The 22,823-nt window shown below is 70.5% G+C and carries 23 protein-coding genes; 1 reads left to right on the top strand and 22 read right to left on the bottom strand.

Translation table 11 applies throughout. The features are described 5' to 3' along the window. Positions 1 to 194: 194 nt before the first annotated feature. From ACIBFB_RS23090 to uvrC, 10 genes are all read right to left on the bottom strand, one after another. Positions 195 to 566 (bottom strand): RNA polymerase-binding protein RbpA, encoded by a 372-nt coding sequence (locus ACIBFB_RS23090; protein ID WP_017606310.1) that lies wholly within the window; start codon positions 564 to 566, stop codon positions 195 to 197. Between the two features lie 79 nt (positions 567 to 645). Then, a complete protein-coding gene (secG, locus tag ACIBFB_RS23085) occupies positions 646 to 879 on the bottom strand; it encodes a preprotein translocase subunit SecG (RefSeq protein WP_075924865.1) in 234 nt (77 codons plus the stop codon). A 293-nt stretch (positions 880 to 1,172) separates the two neighbouring features. Continuing rightward, the gene (tpiA, locus tag ACIBFB_RS23080; RefSeq protein ID WP_397233420.1) at positions 1,173 to 1,949 is read right to left on the bottom strand and encodes a triose-phosphate isomerase; all 777 of its coding nucleotides are present in this window, start codon (positions 1,947 to 1,949) and stop codon (positions 1,173 to 1,175) included. Positions 1,950 to 2,024: 75 nt separating this feature from the next. Beyond that, positions 2,025 to 3,209 (bottom strand): phosphoglycerate kinase, encoded by a 1,185-nt coding sequence (locus ACIBFB_RS23075; RefSeq protein WP_397233418.1) that lies wholly within the window; start codon positions 3,207 to 3,209, stop codon positions 2,025 to 2,027. Between the two features lie 148 nt (positions 3,210 to 3,357). Next, a complete protein-coding gene (gap, locus tag ACIBFB_RS23070; protein ID WP_397233415.1) occupies positions 3,358 to 4,362 on the bottom strand; it encodes a type I glyceraldehyde-3-phosphate dehydrogenase in 1,005 nt (334 codons plus the stop codon). A 347-nt stretch (positions 4,363 to 4,709) separates the two neighbouring features. Next, entirely contained in the window at positions 4,710 to 5,690 is a 981-nt protein-coding gene (whiA, locus tag ACIBFB_RS23065) for a DNA-binding protein WhiA (RefSeq protein WP_075924862.1), read from the bottom strand. Positions 5,691 to 5,891: 201 nt separating this feature from the next. Continuing rightward, positions 5,892 to 6,302 carry a DUF488 domain-containing protein gene (locus ACIBFB_RS23060; protein ID WP_397233412.1) on the bottom strand — a complete coding sequence of 137 codons (411 nt, stop codon included), beginning with the start codon at positions 6,300 to 6,302 and terminating at the stop codon, positions 5,892 to 5,894. A gap of 76 nt (positions 6,303 to 6,378) precedes the next feature. Beyond that, the gene (gene yvcK, locus ACIBFB_RS23055; RefSeq protein WP_397233410.1) at positions 6,379 to 7,353 is read right to left on the bottom strand and encodes a uridine diphosphate-N-acetylglucosamine-binding protein YvcK; all 975 of its coding nucleotides are present in this window, start codon (positions 7,351 to 7,353) and stop codon (positions 6,379 to 6,381) included. Positions 7,354 to 7,565: 212 nt separating this feature from the next. Beyond that, the gene (rapZ, locus tag ACIBFB_RS23050; RefSeq protein WP_397233408.1) at positions 7,566 to 8,450 is read right to left on the bottom strand and encodes an RNase adapter RapZ; all 885 of its coding nucleotides are present in this window, start codon (positions 8,448 to 8,450) and stop codon (positions 7,566 to 7,568) included. Beyond that, the gene (gene uvrC, locus ACIBFB_RS23045; RefSeq protein WP_397233406.1) at positions 8,447 to 10,477 is read right to left on the bottom strand and encodes an excinuclease ABC subunit UvrC; all 2,031 of its coding nucleotides are present in this window, start codon (positions 10,475 to 10,477) and stop codon (positions 8,447 to 8,449) included. The genes rapZ and uvrC overlap by 4 nt, the downstream gene beginning before the upstream one ends. A 148-nt stretch (positions 10,478 to 10,625) precedes the next feature. Between uvrC and ACIBFB_RS23040 the strand changes: the two genes are divergently transcribed. Continuing rightward, entirely contained in the window at positions 10,626 to 11,774 is a 1,149-nt protein-coding gene (locus tag ACIBFB_RS23040; RefSeq protein ID WP_397233404.1) for a mechanosensitive ion channel family protein, read from the top strand. Between the two features lie 76 nt (positions 11,775 to 11,850). Here ACIBFB_RS23040 and ACIBFB_RS23035 read toward each other — a convergent pair whose 3' ends face one another. The 12 genes from ACIBFB_RS23035 to ACIBFB_RS22980 form a co-directional block, all read right to left on the bottom strand. Then, the gene (locus ACIBFB_RS23035) at positions 11,851 to 12,255 is read right to left on the bottom strand and encodes a Rieske (2Fe-2S) protein (protein ID WP_397233604.1); all 405 of its coding nucleotides are present in this window, start codon (positions 12,253 to 12,255) and stop codon (positions 11,851 to 11,853) included. A 199-nt stretch (positions 12,256 to 12,454) separates the two neighbouring features. Then, on the bottom strand, positions 12,455 to 12,979 hold the full coding sequence (locus tag ACIBFB_RS23030; protein ID WP_397233402.1) for a GNAT family N-acetyltransferase: 525 nt from the start codon (positions 12,977 to 12,979) through the stop codon (positions 12,455 to 12,457). 11 nt (positions 12,980 to 12,990) lie between these two features. Beyond that, positions 12,991 to 14,568 (bottom strand): asparagine synthase-related protein, encoded by a 1,578-nt coding sequence (locus ACIBFB_RS23025; protein ID WP_397233400.1) that lies wholly within the window; start codon positions 14,566 to 14,568, stop codon positions 12,991 to 12,993. Between the two features lie 42 nt (positions 14,569 to 14,610). Then, positions 14,611 to 14,769, bottom strand: a complete 159-nt coding sequence (locus tag ACIBFB_RS23020) for a hypothetical protein (RefSeq protein ID WP_017602384.1) — start codon at positions 14,767 to 14,769, stop codon at positions 14,611 to 14,613. Between the two features lie 373 nt (positions 14,770 to 15,142). Further along, on the bottom strand, positions 15,143 to 15,391 hold the full coding sequence (locus ACIBFB_RS23015; protein WP_397233398.1) for a hypothetical protein: 249 nt from the start codon (positions 15,389 to 15,391) through the stop codon (positions 15,143 to 15,145). Then, on the bottom strand, positions 15,388 to 15,654 hold the full coding sequence (locus ACIBFB_RS23010) for a hypothetical protein (protein ID WP_397233396.1): 267 nt from the start codon (positions 15,652 to 15,654) through the stop codon (positions 15,388 to 15,390). The genes ACIBFB_RS23015 and ACIBFB_RS23010 overlap by 4 nt, the downstream gene beginning before the upstream one ends. 281 nt (positions 15,655 to 15,935) lie before the next feature. Then, complete coding sequence (locus tag ACIBFB_RS23005; RefSeq protein WP_241479766.1) at positions 15,936 to 16,136, bottom strand: hypothetical protein; 201 nt, start codon at positions 16,134 to 16,136, stop codon at positions 15,936 to 15,938. A 53-nt stretch (positions 16,137 to 16,189) separates the two neighbouring features. Then, a complete protein-coding gene (locus ACIBFB_RS23000; RefSeq protein WP_268643232.1) occupies positions 16,190 to 16,438 on the bottom strand; it encodes a hypothetical protein in 249 nt (82 codons plus the stop codon). Between the two features lie 118 nt (positions 16,439 to 16,556). Further along, complete coding sequence (locus ACIBFB_RS22995; protein ID WP_397233393.1) at positions 16,557 to 17,762, bottom strand: helix-turn-helix domain-containing protein; 1,206 nt, start codon at positions 17,760 to 17,762, stop codon at positions 16,557 to 16,559. Positions 17,763 to 17,920: 158 nt separating this feature from the next. Then, positions 17,921 to 18,535 (bottom strand): RDD family protein, encoded by a 615-nt coding sequence (locus ACIBFB_RS22990; protein WP_397233391.1) that lies wholly within the window; start codon positions 18,533 to 18,535, stop codon positions 17,921 to 17,923. A gap of 40 nt (positions 18,536 to 18,575) precedes the next feature. Continuing rightward, entirely contained in the window at positions 18,576 to 21,410 is a 2,835-nt protein-coding gene (gene uvrA / locus ACIBFB_RS22985; RefSeq protein ID WP_397233389.1) for an excinuclease ABC subunit UvrA, read from the bottom strand. Between the two features lie 337 nt (positions 21,411 to 21,747). Continuing rightward, complete coding sequence (locus ACIBFB_RS22980) at positions 21,748 to 22,773, bottom strand: TerC family protein (protein ID WP_397233387.1); 1,026 nt, start codon at positions 22,771 to 22,773, stop codon at positions 21,748 to 21,750. Positions 22,774 to 22,823 lie beyond the last annotated feature (50 nt).

Here is a 22,823-nt window from a genome sequence, read left to right as displayed (position 1 = left end):
GAGGGGCCCGTCGCCGCGGCGACGGGCCCCTCGGACGGGGTCATGGCGACGGGAACGCCCCTCCAGGGGCTGCCGATCAGGCGCCGCCGGAGAGCGGCGGAGGGCGACGCGCGGGCGGGGACGCTGCGCCCCCGGCCGTCAGGCCGCCCGGACACGGTCCACCGGAGGAGCGGAGGACCAGGACGAACACCGGCCTAGTTCTGGGAGGCCTTCATGTGGGCCTCGACCGCGGCGCGGTCGGCGCGCAGCTTGGCGAGCGCCTCGTCGAGGATGAGCTTGCCCTCTTCCTCGCTCCGCCGCTCCTTGACGTAGGCCAGGTGCGTCTTGTAGGGCTCGGTGCGCGGCGGCGACGGGGGGTTGGCCTTGTCCTTGCCCGCGGGGAATCCGCAGCGCGGGCAGTCCCACTCGTCGGGGACGGCGGCCTCGCTCGCGAAGCTGGGCACGACCTCGTGCAGGTTCGCACAGTAGAACGGAACCCGGATCCGGGGGGCGGCCTCGCCGCGCTCCGCCTCGCCCATCGGGCCGGCTCCGACTCGGCTGCCACGGATGGCACTGCCACTACCCACGAATAACTCCTTCGGCGAACGCGCTCACCGGCACTCGGGCGAGCGTGACTGTGGACGGGGGAAGCCTTCGGGACGCCTGCTAGGCCCGGCCGTACAGGATGCCGAGGACGACGACGGAGAGGATCCACACGATGCCGACGGCCACCGTCATGCGGTCGAGGTTGCGCTCGACCACCGACGAGCCGCCGAGCGAGGACGTGACCCCGCCGCCGAACATGTCGGACAGACCACCGCCCTTGCCCTTGTGCAGGAGCACCAGGAAGATCAGCAGCACACTGAGAACCATCACGAAGATGGACAGACCGAGAGTCACACGCTCACCCGTAGCTCGACCCCGAAGCGGGGGGATGGACACCACGGCCCCCGTTTCCCACCCGTACCGGCGACGGCACCGCGGCACCTGGCCGACCGGTCGGATCAGGGAAGGAGGAGACCGGGACGATTTCGGATTTTACCGTGCCGTGCGCGGCACGGGAGGGGACTCACGCGATACGCGCAGGTCCCCTCAGCGAAGTCTAGCCCGACGAGAGCCCCCGTCGGACACCCCGTCCCCCGAAGTCGGACGAATCCGCCCCCTGGGACGGGGCTCCGCGAGACACCGCGCGACTACCGGTCGCCGTAACGGATCACTGTGACGAACTCGTCGGCCTTCAGGCAGGCGCCGCCGACCAGAGCCCCGTCCACGTCGGCCTGGGCCATGATGCCGGGGGCGTTGTCGCCCTTGACCGAACCGCCGTAGAGCACGCGCACCGCGTCCGCGACCTCCTGGGAGTACAGCTCGGCCAGGCGCACGCGGATGGCCGAGCACACCTCCTGCGCGTCCTCCGGGGTGGCGACCTCGCCGGTGCCGATCGCCCACACCGGCTCGTAGGCGACGACCAGCTTCGCGGCCTGCTCGGCGGTGATCTCCTTGAGCGCTCCGTCCAGCTGGGCCAGGACGTGCTCGACCTGGCGGCCCTGCTTGCGCACCTCCAGGCCCTCGCCCACGCACAGCAGCGGCACGATGCCGTGGCGGTAGGCGGCTTTGACCTTGGCGTTGACCAGGGCGTCGTCCTCGTGGTGGTACTCACGGCGCTCGGAGTGGCCGACCAGCACGTAGGAGCACTCCAGCTTGGCCAGCATCGCGCCGGAGACCTCGCCCGTGTAGGCGCCCTTGTCGTGCTCGGAGATGTCCTGCGCGCCGAAGCCGATCCGCAGCTTGTCCCCGTCGACGAGCGTCTGCACGCTGCGCAGGTCGGTGAACGGCGGCAGGACGACGACCTCGACCTTGTCGTAGTCCTTGTCGTTCAGGGCGAAGGCCAGCTTCTGGACGAGGGCGATGGCCTCCAGGTGGTTGTTGTTCATCTTCCAGTTGCCCGCGATGAGCGGCAGGCGCTGGGACATGTGGTCACTTCCCGTCATGGTCGTTCGGCGCGCCGGTCGGGCCGCGCCGGGGTCGCCGGATTGGGGGTGGACGCCTCAGGCGAGGGCGTCGATGCCGGGCAGGTCCTTGCCCTCCAGGTACTCCAGGCTGGCGCCGCCGCCGGTGGAGATGTGGCCGAACGCCGACTCGTCGAAGCCGAGCGCGCGCACGGCGGCGGCCGAGTCGCCGCCGCCGACCACGGTGAAGGCGTCGGAGTCGACGAGCGCCTGCGCCAGCGCGCGCGTGCCGCCCGCGTACGGCTCCATCTCGAACACGCCCATCGGCCCGTTCCAGAACACCGTGCGGGTGTCGGCGATCTTGGCCGCGAACAGCTCCTGGCTCCGGGGGCCGATGTCCAGGCCCATCCGGTCGGCCGGGATCTCCTCGACGTCCACGGCCGCGTGCGGCGCGTCGGCGGCGAACTTCTCGGCGGCCACGACGTCCACGGGCAGGACGATCTCCACGCCCTCGCGCTCGGCCCGCTCGAGGTAGCCCCGGACGGTGTCGAGCTGGTCGGTCTCCAGCAGGCTGGAGCCGACCTCGTAGCCCTTGGCCTTGAGGAAGGTGAACACCATGCCGCCGCCGATGAGCAGGCGGTCGGCGGTGCCGAGGAGGTTGTCGATGACGCCGAGCTTGTCGGAGACCTTCGAGCCGCCGAGCGCCACGACGTAGGGGCGCGCCGGGTCGGCGGTCAGCCTGCGCAGCACCTCGACCTCGGTCAGCACCAGGCCGCCGACGGCGTGCGGGAGCTTGCCCGGCAGGTCGAAGACGCTGGCGTGCCTGCGGTGCACGGCGCCGAAGGCGTCGCCGACGTACAGGTCGGCCAGTGCGGCGAAGCGGTCGGCGAGCTCGCCGCGCTCGGCGTCGTCCTTGCTGGTCTCACCCGGCTCGAAGCGCACGTTCTCCAGCAGCGCGACCTGGCCGTCGGCCAGGTCCGCACAGGTGGCGCGGGCCGACTCGCCCGCGGTGTCGGCGGCGAAGGCCACCTCGGCTCCGAGCAGTTCGCCCAGGCGCGCGGCGACCGGGCGCAGGGAGAAGCGGGGGTCCGGGGCGCCCTTGGGGCGGCCCAGGTGGGCGGCGACGATGACGCGCGCGCCGCGCTCGCGGAGCGCCTGGACGGTGGGCAGGGCCGCGCGGATGCGGCCGTCGTCGGTGATCCGCTCGCCGTCCAGGGGCACGTTGAGGTCGGCCCGGACGAACACGCGCTTGCCGGAGACGTCGAGGTCGTCGATCGTCCGCATGCTGGTCTCCTCGGTGGTCTGATCAGCCCGGACGTCGCGCCGGGCGAGGGTCGGGTGGGGAGGACCGCCGGGTCATGACGGCACCCCCTCGCCCGCACAGCGTGCGAAGGGGTGCCGTGCGCTGACGCGCGACGAGGGCGTCCGGTGGTTACAGGTTGGAACCGACCAGCTTGGCCAGGTCGACCAGGCGGTTGGAGTAGCCCCACTCGTTGTCGTACCAGCCGACCACCTTGACCTGGTTGCCGAACGCCATGGTCAGGCTGGAGTCGAAGGTGCAGGAGGGCGAGGTGCCGACGATGTCGGAGGACACGATCGGGTCCTCGGTGTAGACCAGGACGTCCTTGAGCGGACCCTCGGCGGCGGCCTTGAAGGCGGCGTTGACCTCGTCCTTGGTGACCTCGCGGTCCAGGGTGACGACCAGGTCGGTGACCGAGCCGTCCGGCACCGGGACGCGCATGGCCATGCCGTCCAGCTTGCCCTGGAGCTCGGGGATGACCAGGGCGGTCGCCTTGGCGGCGCCGGTCGTGGTCGGGATGATGTTCTGCGCGGCGGCGCGGGCGCGGCGCAGGTCCGAGTGCGGGAAGTCCAGGATGACCTGGTCGTTGGTGTAGGCGTGCACCGTGGTCATCAGACCCTGCTGGATGCCGAAGCTGTCCATCAGGACCTTGGCCATCGGCGCCACACAGTTGGTGGTGCACGAGGCGTTGGAGAGGACGTTGTGCTGGGCGGCGTCGTACTTGTCGTCGTTGACGCCCATGACGACGGTCAGGTCCTCGCCCTTGGCCGGGGCGGAGATGATGACCTTCTTGGCGCCCGCGGTGATGTGCTTGCCGGCGTCCTCGGCCTTGGTGAAGCGGCCGGTGGACTCGATGACCACGTCCACGTTCAGGTCGGACCAGGGCAGCTGGGCCGGGTCGCGCTCGGCCAGGACCTTGATGGTCTTGTCGCCGACGCGGATGAAGTCCTCGCCCACCTCGACGTCGCCGTCGAGGGTGCCGAGCACGGTGTCGTACTTGAGCAGGTGCGCGAGCGTCTTGGTGTCGGTGAGGTCGTTGACCGCGACGATTTCGATGTCGCTGCCGCCAGCGGCGACCGCGCGCCAGAAATTGCGGCCGATCCGACCGAAGCCGTTGACGCCTACACGGATGGTCACGGAACCAATCTCCTCATATGTCGCACATCATTTCCACCCGCGCATTCGCCCCCACACCGTTCACCCAGGCAGGAAGACCAGGGCAACCGCCTTGAACAGGGTTAACACGCGCCAGGTGTTGTCAGAGAGCCTAGCGGAGCGCCGACGGAGCACAGCGAGGGGGCCGTGTCCAACGGCCCGCAGACCCTCGTGGATTCGCGACCATACTGGCACCAACGGGCGAACAGGTCTATACCATTGTCCGAAGTTATCCGCGTGTTTCCGCAGTTAACAAAGCCGAACACCTCAGGCCTCTCCCGCGATCCCGCGTTCACACGGCCGTCACCCGACGTCACGCCGCGACGCCGTCACGGCACCAGCATGTCCGGAGTGAGGTTCGCCTCGGTGCCCTCGATGCCCAGGTCGGCGGCCCGCTTGTCGGCCATGGCGAGCAACCTGCGGATCCGCCCGGCGATGGCGTCCTTGGTCAGGGGCGGCACCGACAGCTGCCCCAGCTCCTCCAGGGACGCCTGCTTGTGCGCCAGACGCAGCTTTCCCGCGGCCACCAGGTGCTCGGGGGCGTCCTCGCCCAGGATCTCCAGGGCCCGCTCCACACGCGCCCCGGCCGCCACCGCCGCGCGGGCGCTGCGCCGCAGGTTGGCGTCGTCGAAGTTGGCCAGCCGGTTGGCGGTGGCGCGCACCTCCCGGCGCATGCGCCGCTCCTCCCACGCCAGCACGCTCTGGTGGGCTCCCAGCAGTGTCAACAACGCGCCGATGGAGTCGCCGTCACGCACCACGACCCGGTCCACACCGCGCACCTCACGCGCCTTGGCGTGCACCTTGAGCCGCCGCGCCGCGCCGACCAGCGCCAGCGCCGCCTCCGGACCCGGGCAGGTGACCTCCAGCGACATCGACCGGCCCGGCTCGGTCAGCGAACCGTGCGCGATGAACGCGCCCCGCCACGCCGACTCGGCGTCGCAGGCCCCGCCCGCCACCACGTGCCGGGGCAGACCGCGCACCGGACGGCCGTTGTTGTCCACCAGACCGGTCTGGCGGGCCAGGGACTCGCCGTCCTTGATCACCCGCACCACGTACCGGTTGCCCTTGCGCAGCCCGCTCGGGGACAGCACGACCACCTCGGACTCGTGCCCGAAGACCTCGGAGATGTCCTTGCGCAGACGACGGGCGGCGGCACCGGTGTCGAGCTCGGCCTCGATCACGATCCGCCCGCCCACCAGGTGCAGGCCACCGGTGAACCGCAGGATGGTGGACACCTCCGCCTTGCGGCAGCATGGCTTGAGAATGGCCAGACGGCTCAACTCATCCTTCACCACGCCGGTCATCGCCATCGCCGCGATCCTCCCCCTCGAACTGGACCGTCCCGGTGTCCCGCACCGGGCGCCGGTGTGCACCGACGCGGCCCCGCCACGCTCGGTTTCCTTCGTGGCAGACTACGCGACACGGCCTTCGGTGCCGACCCCCGCGCGGCGTGTTGCCCATCCCGCTCCTGGTCAGAGCATGGGCGTGTCGTCGTTCGTGCCGGTGTGCGGTCAATTGCCCCCGGCCTCGGCGGACAGGCGCTCCTCCAGGTAGGCGCGCAGGACGAGCGCGTGGTTGCGCTCGGTGTCCCTGGCCGCGTACAGCAGGGTGACCGGACCGCCGCGGGCCGCCGTCAGCACCGGCTCCAGCGCCTCCGGGCGGGCGTCGAGTTCGGCGCGGTAGCGTTCGGCGAACTCCGCGAAGCGCCCCGGGTCGTGGCCGAACCACCTCCGCAGCTCGGTGCTGGGGGCCGCCTCACGCAGCCAGCCGACACCCTCCAACGACGCCCGGGACACACCGCGCGGCCACAACCGGTCCACGAGGAAGAGCCGCCCCGCAGGGGGCTCGCGCCCCTCCTCCGGGTGCCCGCGCGCCCGCACCGCGTCGTAGACCCGCTCAACACGCACACCGTGAACAGCCATGACGCCGGTGTTCCCCGCGCGGGTGCGCCGCGAACACCGCGCTCCCGCCGCCTTCGACCGACGCCTGCGGCGACGGTCACCCTTCGAGGATCCGCTCGAAGGCCGCCGCCAGCCGCTCGGCGTCGTGCCGGGGCGTGCCGTCGTCGCGGCCCAGGTCGTCCAACACCAGGCGGCCGCCCAAGTCGCGCACCACCCTCCGCAGCGGCGCGGCGTCCTCCACGGTGCCGCGGTCCGCCAACACCACGTCCACCCCCAGCTTGGGCGCGTGGTCGCGCAGCACCTCCAGGTACGTCTCGGGCCGGAACCCGTCGGTCTCGCCCTGCTGCGGGGACAGGTTGAGCGCCACCACACGCCGGGCACGCGTGGTGACCAGGGCGTGCGCAAGATCGGGGACCAGCAGGTGCGGCAGCACGCTGGTGAACCACGACCCCGGCCCGAACACCACCCAGTCGGCCTCGCGCACCGCCTTGACCGCCTGCGGGCTGGCGGGCGGCGCCTCGGGGATCAGGGAGATCGACCGCACCTGGCCGCTGGTGCTCGCGCACGCCACCTGACCGCGCACCGTGGTCAGCTCCTCGGGCCGGCCGGGGTCGATCCCGGCGACCTCGGCCGCGATGTCCAACGGCACCGACGACATCGGCAGCACCCGCCCGTGCGCGCCCAGCAGCTGACCGACCCAGTCCAGGCCCGCCACCGAGTCGCCGAGCAGCTCCCACAGCGCGACGATCAGCAGGTTGCCGACCGCGTGGCCGTGCAGCTCGCCCTCGGACCGGAACCGGTGCTGGATCACCTGGCTCCAGGTGTGCCCCCACTCGTCGTCGCCGCACAGAGCCGCCAGGGCCATCCTCAGGTCGCCGGGGGGAAGCACGCCCAGTTCGCGCCGGAGTCGGCCGCTGGACCCGCCGTCGTCGGCGACCGTGACGATCGCGGTGACGTCGGTGGTCACCCTGCGCAGGGCGGACAGGGAGGCGTGCAGGCCGTGCCCCCCGCCCAGCGCGACCACGCGCGGCGGGCGCGTCCCGTCACCGTCCAGCGCCGTGCTCTTCGACATGATGACCCTGGCCTGCCCCTCGTCCCGTGTGCGGCTGGCGCCCGCGACCGCGCCCGCCGGGGACGGCGGGCAGGCGGTCGACCCGCGCCCAGGACCGCCGGACACCGGCCCCGGAGGGCCGACACCAGCGGTGACCGGGCCAATCTAAGCGAAGACACCGCTCTTGGCGATTCCGCTCACTCTGCGTACGGTGCCCGGGTCCGCACGGGGAGCTACTCCCGTCCGACGTCCCGGTGCACGACGTGCACGTCCACGCCCTGGGCGCGGAGCCGGTCGCCGAACTGCTCGGCCATGGCGACGCTGCGGTGCTTACCGCCCGTGCACCCCACGGCCAGCGTCATGTAGTGCTTGCCCTCGCGCTGGTAGCCGTCGATGGTCAGCTTGAGCACCTCGGAGTAGCTCTCCAGCATCTCCTTGGCGCCGTCCTGGGACAGGACGTAGTCGCGCACCGGGGCGTCCCGGCCGTTCATCGGCCGCAGGTCGGGCACCCAGTGGGGGTTGGGCAGGAACCGGCAGTCCAGCACCAGGTCGGCGTCGACCGGGAGTCCGTGCTTGAACCCGAAGGAGACGACGTTGGCGCGGATGCGGCCCTCGCCGTCCTCCCCGAAGAAACCGAGCACGCGCGCCTTGAGCTGGTGCACGTTGAGCTGGGAGGTGTCGATCACCAGGTCGGCCTCGCCACGGATCGCGCGCAGGGTCTCACGCTCGCGGGTGATGCCGTCGGTGAGCAGGCCCTCGCCCTGCAGCGGATGGCGGCGGCGCACACCCTCGAAGCGGCGGACCAGCGCGTCGTCGCCCGCCTCCAGGAACAGCACCCGCGCGGTCATGTCGCGCTTGCGCAGTTCCTCGACCGTGGACAGCAGGTCCTCGGTGAAGGCCAGCGACCGCACGTCCACCACCACGGCGACCCGCGGCACCGCTCCGTGCGTGCGCCCGGCCAGTTCGATCATCGTCGGCAGCAGCCCGGGCGGCAGGTTGTCCACCACGAACCAGCCCAGATCCTCCAGCGCTCTGGCCGCCGTGCTCCGTCCCGCACCGGACATCCCGGTGACGATGACCACCTCCGGCGGCAGTTCGCCGCCCAGTTCGACCGTCATGTGTCTCCTCCCCCGTCAGTGCCTTGCTGTGCTGGCGCCCCATCGCCTCGGCCGCCCCCTCCGGCGGGCTCACCGGTCAGGTGCGCGTGCACGGCCTCGGCCAGTTTGGGGCCGATGCCCGGGACCGCGGCGATCTCCTCCGCCGTGGCCGAGGCCAGCCGTTTGACCGACCCGAACTCCTTGATCAGCGCTGTCCTGCGGGTCGGGCCCAGACCGGGCAGGTCGTCCAGTTTGCTGCCCGTGAGCGCCTTGGCCCGCTTCTGGCGGTGGTAGGCGACGGCGAAGCGGTGCGCCTCGTCGCGCACCCGCTGGAGCAGGTACAGACCCTCGCCCGTGCGGGGCAGGATCACCGGGTCCTCGTCGTCGGGCAGCCACACCTCCTCCAGGCGCTTGGCCAGACCGCACACGGCGATGTCCTCGATCCCCAGTTCCTCCAGTGCCCGGCGCGCCGCCTCGGCCTGGGGCCGGGCCCCGTCGACCACCACCAGGTTAGGGGGATAGGCGAACTTTCCGGGCGGCGGGGCGTCCCCCGCCGGACGGTCTCCGTGGTCGCCGCTCTCCCCCATGCGGGCGACCTCGCCCGCCCGGGCGCTCTCCTCAAGGTAGCGGGTGAACCTGCGTTTGATCACCTCGTACATGGCGGCCACGTCGTGTTGTTCCGCGCCGCCCTCGCCGGACCCGCGGATACTGAAGCGGCGGTACTCGGACTTGCGGGCCAGGCCGTCCTCGAACACCACCATGGACGCCACCACGTGCTCGCCCTGGAGGTTGGAGATGTCGTAGCACTCAATGCGCAGCGGCGCCTCGGGCAGGTCCAGGGCCTCCTGGACCTCGTTGAGGGCCCGGCCGCGCGTGCTCAGGTCGCCGGCTCGGTGGGTCTTGTGCCGGGCCAGCGCCTCACGGGCGTTCTTGGCCACCGTCTCCATGAGGTCCCTCTTGTCCCCGCGCCGGGGCACGCGCACGTCGACGGTCGAGCCGCGCAGCCCGGACAGCCACGAGGCGACGGCGCCGGTGTCGGCGGGGGCGTCGGAGACCAGGACCTCGCGCGGGACGGCGCCACCGGTGCCGCCGTCCTCGTCGGCCGCCTCCTCCGCTCCGCCGTAGAGCTGGCCGAGGAAGGTCTCCATGAGCTCGTCGGGACCGGCGTCGGTGACCTTGTCGACCACGTACCCCCGCTGCCCGCGGATCCGGCCGCCGCGCACGTGGAAGATCTGCACGGCCGCCTCCAGCTGGTCGTCGGCCATCGCGATGACGTCGCAGTCGGTGGAGTCGGGCAGCACGACGGCCTGCTTCTCCAGGGCGGCGCGCAGGGCCCCGATGTCGTCGCGGATGCGGGCGGCGCGCTCGTACTCCATCTCCTGGGCGGCCTCGGCCATCCGCGCCTCCAGTCCGCGGATGAACCGTCCGGTGTCGCCGGCGAGGAACGAGCAGAAGTCCTCCACGAGCGCGCGGTGCTCCTCGGGGGTGGCCTTTCCCACGCACGGGGCCGCGCACTTGCCGATGTAGCCGAGCAGGCACGGCCGACCGCTGTTGCGGGCGCCCCGGAAGACCCCCGCCGAACAGGTGCGCACCGGGAAGACCCGGAGCATCAGGTCGACGGTCTCGCGGATGGCCCAGGCGTGGGAGTAGGGGCCGAAGTAGCGCACGCCGCGCCGCTTGGCGCCGCGCATCACCTGGACGCGGGGGAACTCCTCGTTCAGGGTGACCGCCAGGTAGGGGTAGCTCTTGTCGTCGCGGTACTTGACGTTGAACCGGGGGTCGTACTGCTTGATCCAGGAGTACTCCAGCTGGAGCGCCTCCACCTCGGTGCCGACGACGGTCCAGTCGACGTCGGCGGCGGTGGAGACCATCTGCTGGGTGCGCGGGTGCAGACCGGCGAAGTCGCGGAAGTAGGAGGACAGCCGGGCACGCAGGTTCTTGGCCTTGCCGACGTAGATGACCTGCCCCGCGGCGTCGCGGAACCGGTAGACGCCCGGGTCGCGCGGGATGGATCCGGGTGCGGGACGCAGGTGTGGAGTCGCAGCCATACCTCCATTCTGGTCGGTGCCGGGGACATCCGGCCACCCGCGGCTCCCACGTCACACCGGTCAAACGTCACGAGTGCGTATCGGGATGTTCTAGGTTGGGCGGGTACCGACGAACTTCCCAACCCGGACGACGAGGGGGCCCACCGCCGTGTCAGCTGGCCAATGGATCGCGATCGGCGTCGCCGTCGCGATCTCCCTGCTGCTGGTCTTCGTGATCCACTGGCTGCTCAACCACCAGCTGGGCCGGATCTGGCCGCAGGCCCGGTTCGTGGTCGCGCGCTCGACCTTCACCGCCTACGCCGCCGGCGCGGTCGTGGGCGCCAACCTGGCGCTGCCCGACCGCGGCGAGGTGGAGTGGAGCATCTACCAGACCATCGACCACCTGATGGTCATCCTGATGATCGGGTCGCTGACCGGTCTGGGCATAAGCCTCGCCTACGCCGCGACCGACATGATCCTGGCGCGCCTGTCGACCTCCAACGGTGACGCCGACCGCCGCGCCCGCCGCCTCCAGACCCAGGTCCGGCTGCTGCGGCGGGTGATCACCTCCATCATCGTCGTCCTGGCGATCTCGGCGATCCTGTTCACCTTCGACGAGGTGCGCGCGCTCGGCGCCGGACTCCTGGCCTCGGCGGGCATCATCGGCATCGTCGCCGGTGTGGCCGCCCAGTCCACCCTGGCCAACCTGTTCGCCGGGCTCCAGCTGGCCTTCAGCGACGCGCTGCGCATCGGCGACGTGGTCGTCATCGAGGGCGAGTGGGGCCGGGTGGAGGAACTGAGCCTGGTCAACGTCACCGTGAAGATCTGGGACGAGCGCCGCCTGGTCGTGCCGGTCGCCAACTTCACCACCATGGCCTTCGAGAACTGGACGAAGCAGAGCACCCAGATCACCGCCAAGGTCATGCTGCCGCTGGACTGGGAGGTCCCGATCGGGGCACTGCGCGAGGAGGCGGGCCGCCTGATCACCTCCAGCGAGTACTGGGACGGCCGCAGCTGGTCCTGCCAGGTCGTGGACATCCTCGGCGACGGTCTGGTCCAGGTGCGGGTGGTCGCCACGGCGGCCGACTCCGGCGACCAGTGGAACATCGCGTGCCAGATGCGCGAGCACCTGGTCGGCTGGCTGGTCGAGCACTACCCCGAGTCGCTGCCGCGCAACCGCACCGAGTTCGTCTCCGGCGGGGACGACGCGGACTACGCCGCCCAGTTCCCCGCGTCGGCGTTCCGCAGGGGCGCGAGCGCCCGCGAGGCCGAGAAGGCGCTCGTGGAGCACAGGGACAAGGACTCCGACGAGGGCTGACCCACGCGAACGCGGGGCCCGGAACACTCCGTTCGGTGTTCCGGGCCCCGCGCGCGTCCGGCGCCGGTCCGGCCGCTCAGGCCCCGGACGCCGACTGCAGGATGATGTCGGTGCCGTCGACGGTCACCGTGAAGGACTCCAGGGGCTCGGTGGCCGGACCGGCCACGGGCTCACCGGTGACCAGGTCGAACCGACTGCCGTGGCACAGGCACCCGATGACCTCGGTGACCTCCTGGACCGTGCAGCCGCCGTGCGTGCAGGAGGCGCCGAAGGCCCGGTAGTCGCCCTCCTCGGGCTGGGTGACGACGAGCTTGCTGTCGCTGAACACCGCGCCGCCGCCGACCGGCACGTCCGTGGTCTGGCCGACCACCTGTCCGAACCGCGCCTCCTGGGGCCTGGGCGCCTCGCCTCCGCAGGCGGCGGCCGTGGCCGTGACGGCCGCGGCCGTCCCCGCAGTTCCGAGCAGGCGCCGCCTGCTCATCCCGCACCCGCACGTTCTCTGACCGGCCACGTCCGAACACTCCTCACCTGCACCGTTTGAGCACTACGGAGTGTAGTAGGTGGCCGGAGCGCTCCCGACCGGGGGTGGGTCCGGCCACCCGGGCGCGGTCAGCTGACGTCGAGCACCACGGTTCCGGCGATCTTGTCGTGGATCCCCTGCCGGTTGGGCCGGTTCGGGATCAGATGGTGACCACCGCCGTCAGACCGAGTTCGTCCAGGTCAAGGCGCTCCGCTCGGCGCGCGAGCAAGTACAGGTGACCGGCTCGCCGGTCCATCTCCTTGACCAGGGCGAACCCCTGGGTCTCGTAGTACTTGACCAGCTCGGGGAAGAAGCATCCCCGCCGCACCCACTGTCGCCCCTGACGCGCGGCCTGGTCGACCGCCCACAGAGCGATCAGGGTTCCAGGCTTGTGCTCCCGGTACCCGGGGTCGGTGACGGTCGTGAACAGATACAGGGACTCCTCGGCCGCCTCCTCAGACGTCCAGTCTTTCGGCGGCGCCTGGGTCATGACCGTGGTGCATCCGACGATGCGACCTTCGGCTTCGAGTACCCACATGAAGCCGCTTCCAGCCTGTCCGGCGAGGTCGTCGACGTTCTCACGCCATGACTCCAGCCCGCGCTGTTCCATCCAGTCACAGCGCGCGGTGATCATCGACGCGACTCCAGGAGTGTCGGCCTCGGTGGCGGGACGCATGGTGAACACGACTGGTCCTCTCAGTGCAGGAAGGCGGTGGCGGACAGGTGCAGGCTCAACACTTCCAGGATCTTCGCGTCGCGCTCTTCGACGTAGCGCCCGGGAGTCAGCCGGTCGACCGCGGTACGCAGCCCGTCGGGGTCCACCAAACCCTCATCGAACAGCACTGAACCCTCGGCCAGCATACGAGCGAACAGCTTGGGTGCGTAGGTGGTCAGGGCGTGCTCGACGACCTCGGCGAAGCTCTCCCGCTCCACCGGATACACGACGTCGTCGCTCATCCCGAGCCCGGCCAAGCGACGCCGCTGAAGCTGCTTCAGCTCACGCCAGGCGAACGGGAGCTGCTCGCCGAGCGCCACCATGTCCGGGTCCGCGAACGGGTGCACCGGCCACAGCCCATGCTTGAGAAGTACCGGGGCGGTCGTCTCCAGCGTCAGCAACGTCATGGAGTTGATCAGCGCCGGGGGAGCGATGCCGTCGTCGGCGAACTCCAGCACGCTCGGAACCCGCGGGCCGACCCACGGGAGGATCTGCGCGTCGGTGACCTCACCGAGCCCCTTGTGGGGCTCCTCCTCCTGGGTGAGGGCGACCATCTCGTCTCCCCCGAGGCCGGTCACGACGGTGCGGGCCCCAGCGGCGGCGATCGAGCGTGCCATCTCGACGAACGGCCGGTGCAAAGGCTCCTCCGTGGGGTTGACCACGCGGCCGTTGACCCAGGGGCAGTCAGGCGAGAGCGGAAGGTACCGCATGGCGTCGACGACCAGGTCCGAGTCGGCGAACCGCACACGGTCGCGGATCTCGGCGCGACGCCGGATCTGCTGCTCACGCCCAGGACCGCCGATCAACAGCGTGGCCGTGGGAAACCGGCCCGGGTACCGCTCGGCCGCGCGGGTGGCCACGGTGCCCGAGTCGAACCCGCCGGTCAGGTGGAACAGCGTGGTCTCCTCAGCCCAGGGGCGGCGGTCCATCGCCGTGTCCATGGTCGAGATGAACGCCCCCAAGACGTCGGCGTCCGGTGCCAACTCGCGAGGCGTGCGATGCAGGGCGGGATCGGGATAGGTGATCCACAAGTGCCCGCCGAAGTGCGCGGTCGCGCGCTCGGTGAGCCGGTGCACACCCCGGTACAGCGTCTCCGTCGAGTAGCGGGGCCGGTAGATCAGCAGCCGAGAGACGTCCTTGGGGTTGAGCCCGGTGGCGTGTGGGCGCAGGTCCGCCATGTCCCACGACCCGACCAGGGCTGTGCCGTCAGTGGCCAGGTAGAGAGGGGTTGTCCGGGCCGAACCAGCGGTGACGCGCACCGGCCGGTCGGGTTCGGTCTCGACGAGGACGAAGTCGGTCGGCCAGCCGGTAACGGCGTCTCGGGCCTGGTCGTACTCGGCGGGGGTGAGGTCGCGAACCTCGGGATCGCAGACCGTCCGGTCGGCGACGCGTTCGCGGACCACGAGCAGGGTGCGCCGTCCGTCGGTCGCGGCCAGGTGCTCGACCATCGGGTGGTCGAAGGGCTCGATGCGGCTGCGGGTGTCCAGGGTGCTGTAGCACGCCCCGGACCAGTGCCAGGTCGGATTCTCGCTGTAAGGGGTCAACTGCAATCGCAACATGGGGGCTGCTCCGGGGCGTGCGTCGTTCAGCGGATCAGGTGGTTAGCGGGCGGTCGTGTCGTAGGTGTGGGCGGCGTCGCCCGACCCCGAGGACTTCTTGTACTCGTGGCTCTGCGCCGGGGTCTGCACGACCGCGCGGCGGGTCGCGAGGAACAGGCCGGTCACCTGTTCGCTCGTGGGCGGTGGGGTGAAGTCGTTCACCGCGTTCTCCTCTTCTGCTGGTGTTGACGGTTGCCCAGCGGGTGATCCCTACTGGGTGGGCACCGTTCCCGAAGGGGGACGGCGCTTGCTCCCGCGTGCCTGGGGCGGAACCAGCCAGGCACGCGGGTCTGTGGTGGTGCCCGTTATCGGGGCGGATCTCCGTCTCGGCTGACGGACTCATCCGTCTGCGGGGTTTATCTGGTCACGGTCAGGACGTCACGGCAGTGGCGGCAGGTCGCAGTGCGGATCCGGTCCTGCTCGCCGGGTGGTTCCTGGATGTAGTCGTGCTGTCCGCTGGCGGTGCCAATGCACCGGGTGGATCCCCTCCGCGGGGGAGGGTGCGGCCCCAGCGGGGGCAGGGGCCGCACCCGGCTCAGACCGACGCGACGGCGTCGGGCAGGTTCTCCAAGGGGGACTCCCACACGAGCGTGTGCGGGTGCGGATCCCGATATCGCGAGCGGGCCACCCGGATCACCGGCCCTACGACCGCGGCGTAGACCGCGTGGCATTTCAGATCGGGACCCAGGTAGTGGACGACGGTGCCACGCTCGGCGGCCCACTGCTTGAGGGCGGACACGTCGGGCAGCTCACGAATGTCGCACACCATGCGTCGGTGCTTCATCGCGCCACCACCCCCTGGCGGGGCACCCGCTCGTGACCGGTCTGGTAGGTGATCGGCGAGGCCGCGATCGCGTTGTCGAGCAGATCGACCGCGCCGACCAGGTCGCCGGTTCCAGCCGCGTAGTCGACCGCCCGGCGGACGGCGTCGGCGCGGGTGTGCTCCAAGGCGTCCCGGTCGGCGCGGCCGGTGTCGGTCGGCGCGGCCGGGAGAGTGAGCGCGTCCCGGATCGAGGCGAGCAGGTCGCCCATGTCGGTGTCGATCATGCGGCGCCTCGCAGCAGGATCTTCACAGCCAGGGAGAGCGAGGCGAGGTCGCCGCCAGGCCAGGCCACGTAGGCCCGGACGCGGGAGGACGGGGCAGAGGGGCGGGTGTAGCGCCGGACTCGGCGCGACCGGTGTCGTGAAAACAGTACGATCCTCATGTCTGCCTGCCTCTTCAGGTAGACCGGGCCCGGGGTGTTCGCTGCACCGCCGGGCCGTTTCAATGTGGTTGGGGCCTGATCCGAACGGAGACGGGGATCAGGCGCGCAACGCGGTAGGCGGCTTCACTGGTGCGTTGCTGTTGACGTGACCCTCAGCGCCTCGAAGAGCCGCACACGGAGTTCGGTGATGCTCGCTGCGGTGACACCGACGAGACCGTTGTCCGCGCCGGTTCGCAGGGCACACCACCAGCCGGGGGACTTCCACACTTCCCAGCCCGGAAACTCCCTGTGGAACTGGGCGACCTGACGGTCACGGTCGTCCACCAACCGCGGCCTTGCCGGTGCCACCGGTTCGGCTTTCTGCCGGGGTCGGTGCGTCACGACGCCTCCAGTTGCTGCACGAGGTCGTCGTAGGTGTCAGCGGTCAGCTCCTGCGGCCTGCCCGAGGCGGGGGTGGTGATACGCACGGCGCACCACTCGCGGGCTGACTGGTCCTCGTCCCTGGACCGCCAGAAGCGCCATCCGGGGTACGTGCGCCGCAACTGTCCCAGCCGCTGCTCACTGCCGTGGTCGCTGGGCCATGGGCCGTGCAGCGACTCCCTTTCGAGCGCGCGTGTTCGCGCCATCGTGGACCTCCCTCACTGGTAGGTGAGGGAGACGCTACGCAGAGTTCGATGGAGTTCCCAGGGACAGAGCGTCCGGGTTCACGAGTGACGTGTCAGTAACCCGGACGCTCCGTCCGGGCTACTCGCTGGTGGTGCGGAATGCAGACACGAGCCCCGCCAACGGGTCGCTCATCCGCGCCTTACGCCGCCGCAGTTCTTCGGTGAGCGCAGCTCCGAACTTCTGGTGCCGGAACCACTCCGGCGACAGAGCTTGCGCCTGCGCGGCCGTCTCGATGGCGTCATCGGTCCGACGACGCAGAGACTGAGACTTCGCCACATCCAGCAGGTGCCGCCCGTACTGGATTGACAGCAACTGCCGGACGTCCACCTTCCCAGCGGCCTTGAGTGCCTCGGCGGGCTTGCGCAGGACGGTGTAGATGTGCGCCGACTGGACCGCGAGCTGGGTCGGACCGAAGCTGATCCAGTACCGGCGCGAGTCCTGGTCCATCTGAACAGCAGCCGACCGAGCGTCTCGCAGGAACTGTCGCGCAGACGAGAGCCGGTCCGCGTCCGATCGGTGAGCGTCTGATCCTGCCAGCACGGCGGCCTGCATGAGCAGCCCGCCCCATACCGCGATCCGTGCTTGGTCGCGGTCACCCATTCTCGGAGCGACACATTCGGCTGCACGCACCACGAGATCCTCAGCTTCGGCGTAGCGGCCCATGTGCAAAAGCACCCACGCGTAGGTGCCCGTGAAGCTCACGGGGCGGTAGGGGTCATCGCCTTGGCGAGCGGTCGTGATCGCGCGTTCCACACCGGTCAGTGCGGCGTCGACCTTGCCGGTGTGGACCAGCAGGGCGCTCGCGAGGTCGTAGGCGTGTGCGTAGGGTGCCGCGACGGCGTCGGTGCCGTGTTCGTACTCGGCGATCCGGCAGTCTCGGAGCAGGTCGGGTACGAGTGCGGCGAGCGCTCCGAACTCTCCTGCGAAGTACGCCCCGTAGCCGCGTCGGACCGTGCGCATCAACTCCTCGGGGGAGGCCGGGCGGCCTTGAGGGCGATCGGGCAACAGGAGCTGGGGGTCGAAGATCGCGTTGCGTACGGCGATCACCGAGGAGGTGCCCACGGGGGTCAGGCGGGCGCGTTTGCGGATGAGGTCACCGGGGTCGCAGTCCAGGGCTCGGGCGAGCTTGACGATGCTGGGTAGTGAACCGACCCGGGCACCGCGTTCGAGGCGGCCCACGTAGTCGGCCGAGACACCTGCCCGGTCGGCGAGCGCTTCCTGGGTGAGTCCGGCGTCTTCTCGGCGTTCCTTGAGCTCGGGGCCGATCCTGATAGCCTCGTCCATAACGAAGGTCCCGTCTTCGGCTGGTGAGTGTGCACTGCCAGCCTAGGCTGGGACCTTCCTTCATGTCAGGGTTGCAGCGGGGTTGTGCCCGTGCTTCCCACCTGCGTAGGCGGCCGGAGCGCTCCCGACCGGGGGTGGGTCCGGCCACCCGGGCGCGGTCAGCTGACGTCGAGCACCACGGTTCCGGCGATCTTGTCGTGGATCCCCTGCCGGTTGGGCCGGTCCCAGGCGGCCATTCCGGCGGTGAACACTGCCACGGCCGCGACCACGATCCACAACGGCCAGCCCGGCAGCGCCGACAGAAGCACGGGCAGCCCGAAGATCGCGGCGCGGACGAGCAGGGCCGCCGTGGGCACGGCTCCCAGGCGGCCGGCGCCGGCCACGGGCGCCACCCGCAGGCCCATCATCCGCTTGCCGAGGGTCTGCTGCCACCGGGCCAGCGCGAACGCCTCATAGCCCGTGTACAGGACGAAGAACGTCACCGCCAGGAAGTACCCGTAGCTGCGGGCGCCGTCGCCGGACCCGCCGAACAGGTTGCGCGCGCCCAACCAGACGAGCGCCAGGACGAGGGCCACCAGCAGGACCGGCAGCGCCACGACCGTCATGTCGATGACGCGGGCCAGCGCCCGCGGCCCCCAGGAGGCCAACGGGTACAGCCGCTCCTCCGGCCCGGGGGAACCGGGCGCGGAGGGTCCCGCGGGTCCCTGGGGGCCCGGGTACGGGCGCCCCTGCCCGTGCGCGCGCCAGCGGGGGTCCGGGGGTGGCTGGTTCATGGTGGCGTCCGACCTCCTGGGCGGGTCGCGGGCGTGCGGTTCAGAGGATCTTGGCCAGGAACTGGCCGGTGTAGGACTCGGCGACCGCGGCGACGTCCTCGGGGGTGCCCTGGGCCACCACCCGGCCGCCGCCGGAGCCGCCCTCGGGTCCCATGTCGATCACGTGGTCCGCGGTCTTGATCACGTCGAGGTTGTGCTCGATCACGATCACCGTGTTGCCCGAGTCCGTCAAGCGGTTGAGCACACCCAGCAGCTTGCGGATGTCCTCGAAGTGCAGACCGGTGGTCGGCTCGTCCAGCACGTACACCGTCCGCCCGGTCGAGCGCCGCTGCAGCTCGGCGGCGAGCTTGACCCGCTGGGCCTCGCCGCCCGACAGCGTGGTGGCGGGCTGTCCCAGACGCACGTACCCCAGCCCCACGTCGGTGAGGGTCTGCAGGTGGCGGCGGATGGCGTTGATCGGCTCGAAGAACTCCAGGGCCTCGGCGATGGGCATGTCGAGCACCTCGGAGATGTTCTTGCCCTTGTACCGCACCTGGAGGGTCTCGCGGTTGTACCGGGCCCCGTGGCACACCTCGCAGGGCACGTACACGTCCGGCAGGAACTGCATCTCGATCTTGAGCGTGCCGTCGCCCGAGCACGCCTCGCACCGGCCGCCCTTGACGTTGAACGAGAACCGGCCCGGCTGGTAGCCGCGCGTCTTGGCGTCGGTGGTCTGCGCGAAGAGCTTGCGGATGTGGTCGAAGACCCCGGAGTAGGTCGCCGGGTTGGAGCGCGGGGTGCGGCCGATCGGGCTCTGGTCGACGTGCACGACCTTGTCCACCTTGCCCGTGCCGTTGACCCGCAGGTGGCGGCCGGGGACGTCGCGGGCCCCGTTGAGCTCCTTGGCCAGCGCCTTGTACAGGATCTCGTTGACCAGCGTGGACTTGCCCGACCCGGACACCCCGGTCACCGCGGTGAACACGCCCAGCGGGAAGGTGACGTCGATCCCGTGGAGGTTGTTCTCCCGGGCGCCGCGCACGACCAGCTCGTGGCCCCGGGTGCGGTCGCGGCGCGACGCGGGCAGCGCGATGGAGCGGCGCCCGGCCAGGTAGTCGCCGGTCATCGAGTCCGGCGAGGTGAGCAGCTCGTCCACGATGCCCGACACCACGACGTGGCCGCCGTGCTCGCCCGCCCCCGGGCCGATGTCCACGACCCAGTCGGCGGCGCGGATGGTGTCCTCGTCGTGCTCGACGACGATGAGCGTGTTGCCGATGTCGCGCAGGCGCTGGAGCGTCTCCAGCAGCCGGGCGTTGTCGCGCTGGTGCAGGCCGATGGACGGCTCGTCCAGGACGTAGAGCACACCCACCAGGCCCGACCCGATCTGGGTGGCCAGGCGGATGCGCTGGGCCTCGCCGCCGGAGAGGGAACCGGCGGCGCGGGCCAGGCTCAGGTAGTCGAGTCCCACGTCCAGCAGGAAGCCCAGTCGGGCGTTGATCTCCTTGAGCACCTGGGCGGCGATGACCATGTCCCGGTCGGACAGCTTGAGGTCGGCGAGGAAGGCCGCGCTCTCGCTCAGCGACATCTGCGCGACCTCGGCGATGGACCTGCCGCCGACCGTCACCGCCAGCACCACCGGCTTGAGGCGGGTGCCCTCGCAGGTGGGGCAGGGCACGGTCCGCATGTACCCCTCGAGCCGCTCGCGGCCCCAGTCGCTCTCGGTCTCGGCGTGCCGCCGCTTGACCCAGGGGACGACGCCCTCGAACTCGGTGTAGTACGAGCGGTTGCGCCCGTACCGGTTGCGGTAGGTGACGTGGACCTGGGTGTCGTGGCCCTCCAGGATGGCCTTGCGCACGCGGCGCGGCAGCCTCTCCCACGGGGTGTCCAGATCGAAGCCGACGGCCTCGCCGAGGGCCGTGAGGATGCGGTCCCAGTACCCGGAGTTGGTGCCGCCGGTCCACGGGGCGATCGCCCCCTCGGCCAGGGTCCTCTCCGGGTCGGGCACGAGCAGGTCGGCGTCGACCTCCATGCGGGTGCCCAGGCCGGAGCAGTCGGGGCAGGCGCCGTAGGGGGCGTTGAAGGAGAACGAACGCGGTTCGAGCTGTTCGAAGGACAGGTCGTCGTAGGGGCAGTACAGGTGTTCGGAGAAGACCTTCTCCCGCTCGGGGTCGTCCTCGGCCAGGTCGACGAAGTCCAGGACGATGGTGCCGCCCGCGAGCTTGAGCGCCGTCTCCACGGAGTCGGTGAGGCGGCCCCGGGACGAGGCCTTGACGCTGAGCCGGTCCACGACGACCGCGATGTCGTGCTTGTCGTAGCGCCCGAGCTTGGGAGGGTCGTCCAGACGCACGGCCGCGCCGTCGACGACGGCGCGCGTGTACCCCTTGCTCTGCAGGTCCTTGAAGAGCTCGACGTACTCGCCCTTGCGGCCGCGCACGACCGGGGCGAGCACCTGGAAGCGGGTGCCCTCGGCCATCTCCAGGACGCGGTCCACGATCTGCTGGGGGCTCTGCCGGGCGATCTCGCGGCGGCACTCGGGGCAGTGCGGCACCCCGACGCGCGCCCACAGGAGCCTGAGGTAGTCGTACACCTCGGTGATGGTGCCGACGGTGGAGCGGGGGTTGCGGCTGGTGGACTTCTGGTCGATGGACACCGCGGGCGAGAGCCCCTCGATGAAGTCGACGTCCGGCTTGTCCATCTGCCCGAGGAACTGGCGGGCGTAGGCCGACAGGGACTCGACGTAGCGCCGCTGTCCCTCGGCGAAGATCGTGTCGAAGGCGAGCGAGGACTTGCCGGAACCGGACAGGCCGGTGAACACGATCATGGAGTCGCGCGGCAGGTCCAGCGAGACGTCCTTGAGGTTGTGCTCGCGGGCTCCCCGGACTACCAGTTGTTCGACCATCGAGTGAGACATCCTTCGGCTTGTGCGCACAGGACGTGGACCTCGTCGCGCGACGTCGGCTGACCCGTGTGTGGACTTCGCGGTCCGGTGGACGATCAATCGTCGGCGGCCACCCCGGCCCAGGAACCGGGCGCGAAGGGGGTGGGAAGGGGACGCGGACCCCGCGGTCCCTCCCGTCCGACAAGACTAACGACCGCCGCCGGCGGTTTCTTCCACCTCGAAGAAGTGGTGGTACCCGGACGACTCCGCGTCGGGCACCACCACTATAGACGAACAGGCGTTCGAACTACGCTGTTTCGGGAAACGGGTCCGGACGGAGGACGCGTCGCCGCCCGGGTCAGGTGCGCTCGCGCGCGTCGTCGCCCTCGGCCCCCACGGACACGGCCTGCCGCCGGCGCTCGTCGGCCCGGGACTTGACCAGGCTGCCGACGATGGTGATCGTCATGATGCCGATGATCACGGTCAGCGAGGCGCCGATACCGATCTCCGGTGCGTGCACGCCGTTCTCGTGCAGCGCGTGCAGGATCATCTTCGCACCGATGAAGACCATGATCGCGGACAGGCCCCAGCTGATGTAGGCCAGCTTGTCCATCAGCCCGGCCAGGAGGAAGTACAGCTGGCGCAGGCCCAGCAGGGCGAAGGCGTTGGCGGTGAAGACGATGTAGGCGTCCTGGGTGAGGCCGAAGATCGCCGGGATGGAGTCGACGGCGAAGACGAGGTCGACGACACCGATCGCGACGATGACCAGGAGCATCGGGGTCACGTGCCGCCTGCCGTCGAGCTTCACGGTCATGTGCGCGCCGTGGTAGTCGTCGGTGACCGGCCAGAAGCGCTTGACCAGGCGCACGGCCGGGTTCTGGGTGAAGTCCTGCTGCTCCTCGTCGCCCTTCAGGTGGTCCCGGACGATCTTGTACCCGGTGTAGATGAGGAAGAGGCCGAAGAGGTAGAAGACCTCGCTCCAGGCGTTGATCACCTGGGCGCCGAGGACGATGAAGAAACCGCGCATGACGAGCGCGATCACGATGCCGATCAGCAACACCTCGTGCTGGTACTTCTTCGGGACCGCGAAGGCGCCCATGAGGAGGTAGAACACGAAGAGGTTGTCGACGCTCAGGCTCTTCTCGGTGATGAACCCGGCGAAGTACTCGGCCCCGGCCGTCGACCCGCCGAAGTACATCAGACCGAGACCGAAGACGATGGCCAGACCCACGTAGAAGACCGCCCACCAGGCGGCCTGGCGGATCCCGAACTCCTGGGGACCCTTCTTCTTACTCCAGGGATGGTCCACGATGGCCAGGTCGATCACCAGGACGGCGACCATGCCGAGAATCGTGGCGGCCCATACCCACAAGGGAACGTTCACGGACGGGAACTCCTCCGGTCGGTGCGCACGGGAGCACTGCGCGCACGTCT

The sequence above is a fragment of the Nocardiopsis sp. NPDC050513 genome, from assembly GCF_044457925.1.
GTDB lineage: Bacteria > Actinomycetota > Actinomycetes > Streptosporangiales > Streptosporangiaceae > Nocardiopsis.
The sequence above is the reverse complement of the archived record's forward strand: the minus strand, read 5'-3'. Positions and strand labels throughout refer to the sequence as shown.

Bases quoted from the DNA above. Each gene is read 5' to 3' on its own strand.
- tpiA (WP_397233420.1), bottom strand. From the start codon at position 1,949: ATGTCCCAGCGCCTGCCGCTCATCGCGGGCAACTGGAAGATGAACAAC.
- ACIBFB_RS23075 (WP_397233418.1), bottom strand. From the start codon at position 3,209: ATGCGGACGATCGACGACCTCGACGTCTCCGGCAAGCGCGTGTTCGTC.
- whiA (WP_075924862.1), bottom strand. From the start codon at position 5,690: ATGGCGATGACCGGCGTGGTGAAGGATGAGTTGAGCCGTCTGGCCATT.
- ACIBFB_RS23060 (WP_397233412.1), bottom strand. From the start codon at position 6,302: ATGGCTGTTCACGGTGTGCGTGTTGAGCGGGTCTACGACGCGGTGCGG.
- yvcK (WP_397233410.1), bottom strand. From the start codon at position 7,353: ATGTCGAAGAGCACGGCGCTGGACGGTGACGGGACGCGCCCGCCGCGC.
- rapZ (WP_397233408.1), bottom strand. From the start codon at position 8,450: ATGACGGTCGAACTGGGCGGCGAACTGCCGCCGGAGGTGGTCATCGTC.
- uvrC (WP_397233406.1), bottom strand. From the start codon at position 10,477: ATGGCTGCGACTCCACACCTGCGTCCCGCACCCGGATCCATCCCGCGC.
- ACIBFB_RS23035 (WP_397233604.1), bottom strand. From the start codon at position 12,255: ATGAGCAGGCGGCGCCTGCTCGGAACTGCGGGGACGGCCGCGGCCGTC.
- ACIBFB_RS23025 (WP_397233400.1), bottom strand. From the start codon at position 14,568: ATGTTGCGATTGCAGTTGACCCCTTACAGCGAGAATCCGACCTGGCAC.
- ACIBFB_RS23015 (WP_397233398.1), bottom strand. From the start codon at position 15,391: ATGAAGCACCGACGCATGGTGTGCGACATTCGTGAGCTGCCCGACGTG.
- ACIBFB_RS23010 (WP_397233396.1), bottom strand. From the start codon at position 15,654: ATGATCGACACCGACATGGGCGACCTGCTCGCCTCGATCCGGGACGCG.
- ACIBFB_RS23000 (WP_268643232.1), bottom strand. From the start codon at position 16,438: ATGGCGCGAACACGCGCGCTCGAAAGGGAGTCGCTGCACGGCCCATGG.
- ACIBFB_RS22995 (WP_397233393.1), bottom strand. From the start codon at position 17,762: ATGGACGAGGCTATCAGGATCGGCCCCGAGCTCAAGGAACGCCGAGAA.
- ACIBFB_RS22990 (WP_397233391.1), bottom strand. From the start codon at position 18,535: ATGAACCAGCCACCCCCGGACCCCCGCTGGCGCGCGCACGGGCAGGGG.
- uvrA (WP_397233389.1), bottom strand. From the start codon at position 21,410: ATGGTCGAACAACTGGTAGTCCGGGGAGCCCGCGAGCACAACCTCAAG.